The 3,739-nt window shown below is 39.5% G+C and carries 6 protein-coding genes and 1 pseudogene; 6 read left to right on the forward strand and 1 reads right to left on the reverse strand.

Going from position 1 to position 3,739, the window contains the following annotated elements; genetic code table 11:
* The 6 genes and pseudogenes from AB4503_RS11960 to AB4503_RS11985 all read left to right on the forward strand — a co-directional run.
* Positions 1 to 237, forward strand: a pseudogene (locus AB4503_RS11960) (IS5/IS1182 family transposase); the annotation flags it as partial.
* A gap of 960 nt (positions 238 to 1,197) precedes the next feature.
* Positions 1,198 to 1,686: an Hsp20 family protein gene (locus AB4503_RS11965; RefSeq protein WP_017098606.1), complete on the forward strand. Its 489-nt coding sequence runs from the start codon at positions 1,198 to 1,200 to the stop codon at positions 1,684 to 1,686.
* 149 nt (positions 1,687 to 1,835) lie between these two features.
* A complete protein-coding gene (locus AB4503_RS11970) occupies positions 1,836 to 2,078 on the forward strand; it encodes a transposase (RefSeq protein ID WP_032499864.1) in 243 nt (80 codons plus the stop codon).
* A gap of 399 nt (positions 2,079 to 2,477) precedes the next feature.
* Positions 2,478 to 2,636, forward strand: a complete 159-nt coding sequence (locus tag AB4503_RS11975) for a hypothetical protein (protein WP_017098100.1) — start codon at positions 2,478 to 2,480, stop codon at positions 2,634 to 2,636.
* Entirely contained in the window at positions 2,636 to 2,974 is a 339-nt protein-coding gene (locus tag AB4503_RS11980; protein ID WP_017098101.1) for a hypothetical protein, read from the forward strand. The genes AB4503_RS11975 and AB4503_RS11980 overlap by 1 nt, the downstream gene beginning before the upstream one ends.
* 57 nt (positions 2,975 to 3,031) lie before the next feature.
* Positions 3,032 to 3,292, forward strand: coding sequence for a hypothetical protein (locus AB4503_RS11985; RefSeq protein ID WP_017098102.1), 261 nt, complete (start codon positions 3,032 to 3,034; stop codon positions 3,290 to 3,292).
* Between the two features lie 241 nt (positions 3,293 to 3,533).
* Here AB4503_RS11985 and AB4503_RS11990 read toward each other — a convergent pair.
* A partial coding sequence (locus AB4503_RS11990) for a hypothetical protein (RefSeq protein WP_372114782.1) occupies positions 3,534 to 3,739 on the reverse strand: 206 nt, incomplete at its 5' end.

The following is a 3,739-nucleotide window of genomic DNA, read 5'->3' on the forward strand; positions in this document are numbered from 1 at the left end:
CGAAATCTCGCCGTGGGTTGCCAGAAATTATACGGCTCAAATAAGTATTGGAAAGAGCGGTATGGATACCACAAACGTTCACTCTCAGAAACAGCGATGTATCGAGTTAAACAGTTGCTAGGAGGGAAACTGAGCTTAAGAAATTACAATGCCCAGGTGGGTGAAACTTACGCGATGATAAAAGCGTTGAACAAGCTTACTGGGTTAGGTGTGCCTGAAACTTGTCGTATTGACTAAGAAATACGCGAAACGGGGTAGCTCTATCTCTAAATTTAATTACGCAACAAAGCCGCAAGGAGGCTACCTAATACTTACAAATGCAGAAAGGCCGCTAAGCGACCTTTCTACGATAATGTTACGGACATTACTCCGTATTATCTGGTGTTCTATAAATCTGCAACCAATGTCGCGCTGCAGTACTTGTTGGAGGCGCTATTTCATGATCACGGATAATACAATACCGACCATATTTTACTACAACCGTATGATTTGTTGTATTAATTTTACACTCTTGAAAAGAGCCCCATCTCGCCCGACTTTATTACCAGGCGCTACATAGATAGCCATACAAAACCTTTAAACTAGTTTAAAAGCAACATTGTTCATATTTGATGTAGTGATGAATCTAAGAAAAACAAGGTTATGCCGTAAAAAGACATACATTTTAAAAAACTCACTAAAAAAAATTATTGGTGTTCATTATTCCTATGTTCAATTGCGTGACCCCGTAACGCAGAACAGCTCCTAATAGGGAGCTGTTCTTGTGTCTAAATTTGGGTTCACACTAAGTACCATTACGTTAAATAAATCATCACATGGCTATTGATTTTTCAAACATAACCCGCACATAAGCATAGAGTCACATTCATAAATCACCTTCCATTTGATTTGATAGTAATCTCTTGTGACTCAACCAACCGATCTCGACCCCATGCCACCCGCGTAATTCATATCGTGGAATATTGCCCATCAGAGAGTAGAGAGACCGTCTAATTATGAACTATTTTTGTCTCGTCATTATAGATAGGATATAACAATTTCATATAAAAAAACTAATTCAATGAGAAATTGCTATATAAAAACTATTGAAATAATTGTTCGTAAACACTATAAAAAACCTTGAAAAGGTTGTCTTATCAAGAGGCCTTTTCATCACTCTTGTTTTTATTTTGTATTGCTTCTTATGGAGGATATATTATGAGCTCAATTGACCTATCTCCACTATACCGTAGTAGTGTTGGGTTTGACCGTCTAGCATCATTAATTGATCATGCCATGACCAGTGAAACTGCTATCAACGGTTACCCACCATATAACATTGAAGTTCTAAAAGAGAATCGCTATGCCATCACCCTGGCCGTAGCCGGATTTACTCAGGAAGAGCTTGATATTCAAGTAGAAAAGAGCGTGCTAAGTGTACGTGGGCAAAAATGTGCTGATAAAGAAAATAAATATCTGTATCAGGGTATCGCCAATCGTACATTCGAACGTAAGTTCAACTTAGCTGATTATGTTGAAGTTACGGATGCAGATCTTTCTAACGGATTGTTAACTATTACTCTGGTGAAAGAGATACCTGAAGCTATGAAGCCTAAGTCCATCACTATCAATAAAAACTGTGATGTATTAGAGCATAAGGCTGAAGAGACAAGCACCAAAGATAATAAAGCTGCTAAAGGAGAATGATAGTGTGAAAGCACATTATCATTTTTGAAAGGGGAACGGCTCCCAATCGGGAGCTGTTCTTGTGTCTAAATCTGGGTTCACAATATCCCTATCTGGCAGGGTAGTTGTCACTGTTAAAATTTAACCAGTTTGGGCGATAAAGAGTAATTGTGTCTCGTATCTCAGTAGAAAGAAAAGAAGCGATATTGAAGAAGCTGCTGCCTCCCTATTCGATGTCAGTTAAAGAAGTGTCCGAAGAGGAAGGAATTAGCACTGCGACCCTGTATTATTGGCGCCCGCAACTCAGAAGTTCAGGAGCCACCGTGCCAAAGAGCAACACTTCATCAGAGCAGTGGTCTGCTCAAACTAAACTCGCCATTGTCGCTGAAACCTATTCAATGACCGAAAATTAACTGCTCAAGTTGGTGGACTTAAAGAGGCTATTAGTTCTTATTTTGAGCCGGAAACACAGAAACAAAGCTCGAGCGAGTATCCTGTCAGGACGATTGCTGTTAGTTCTGAAATTGATAATGATCTAGGTATTAGAGGTAGTTCAGCTAAGGATAATAGTAAGAAAACAGCACTGGATTCGGTGAGTTACTTGTCTAAACGAGTAACAGCGAATTTAACACCATTATTATCTAGTGAAACAATAAATAAGCTACAAGATGCGCTAAGCGAAGGCAATATTTCATTTAAATTTATTCAGAATATCGCCTTGAATAAAGGGGGATCTGAGTCTAGTTCGTGAATTGGCGCTTTCTACTGTCCCTAAACAAGAGAAAAATTATTCAGGGCATCTAGGATTAATTGTGGACTCACTTTCACACAAACGTCCAAATGTAAGCGCCACTATGCAAGGTTTACAAGGTTTTATTGATACATCGGCCTTGCAATGGCATGAAAAAACGGCAAAAAAACTGAAGGCGCGCTTGATGCGAATGCTCATGCTCGTTTTGATGGGGATTTAATGAGTTCAGCTTTGGATCAAATGTCGAAAAGTGACCTGAAAGCGACATTAACGCAATTGGAAGGTGCTTTTGGTCAGCGTTTACGAGGCGTTTTTAGGTTGGTTGCTGAACAAGTTCCGTCGTCATATCTGGCGCAAGGTGACAATGTTTTAATCTCGACTGCCATGCGTTTCAGTGGCCTAGTAGAAGGCTTGATGACGGCATTGAGTGAAAAGTTGGGTGAAGCGACCGACGTTCGGTTCAAGGATTGTGATTTCGTTAGTGAGCTTTCAGAACTAACAGCGATTGAGAAGGCGGCATTAATCAAAGTAGGAATTAAAGAAGAAATGTTGCTCTAATTTTCCCTTCGAGCGGTAACGACTGTTTTTATAATTCACACATAATGGAGGTTTTCTGTGTCAAAATGGCCGATTAGTTTTTTATTTGAGAAGAATCAATCTCGCCTGGAAGTCGCTGTTATTGACTTGGATGTAAAGCAAAGGATAAGTGATTTTTATCAGCTTGCTCAAAAACGATACTTGTTAGAAGAATTTTTATTACTTCTAAATCGTAGTCAATACAATGTTTTTCAAAATGACGTACTCTCTTGCCTTTATCGCTTGGGTATAAAGAGAGTCGATTTAAAAGTGGGCAGTAAAACGTTGAATATTTTATAAAACTCTGACCAGAACGTTATATAAGGGCTTCAAGGAAGGTAATAACCGTAGTCTTTCGGTCTTTTTGTGACGTTGTCACAATGAAAGTTGGGTGAGGCGATCATTCCCCTCACTCAATTAGTACCTGAATATGATAACAATAAGGCCGATGGGTAGTCGTCGCTAAACCAAGACAACAACATATAACGCTCCTAACTGTTCATTAGATGAGTAGTACAAAGGTCTGTGAGATCCGATACAGTTAGGCTTGCGATGGATATTCTTTCTCTACATTACTCTTGTGGCCAATCACCAAATGCACTGTAGGGTTCTGTGGTTTAACTGAAATTGCGATTTTCATGTTCATGTTACGGTTGTTTTGCAAGTAACCGACCGCCGCATTTAGTTCTGGAACATACTGAGCCACACCCACCGACACTCCACCTTCCGTTGTTTGAGTGAAAAATA

Source organism: Vibrio sp. 10N.222.55.B11, from assembly GCF_041473705.1.
Lineage (GTDB): Bacteria > Pseudomonadota > Gammaproteobacteria > Enterobacterales > Vibrionaceae > Vibrio > Vibrio crassostreae_C.

What these genes read in the sequence shown, in the direction of transcription:
- AB4503_RS11965 (WP_017098606.1), top strand. Translation starts at nt 1,198, where the DNA reads ATGAGCTCAATTGACCTATCTCCACTATACCGTAGTAGTGTTGGGTTT.
- AB4503_RS11980 (WP_017098101.1), top strand. Translation starts at nt 2,636, where the DNA reads ATGAGTTCAGCTTTGGATCAAATGTCGAAAAGTGACCTGAAAGCGACA.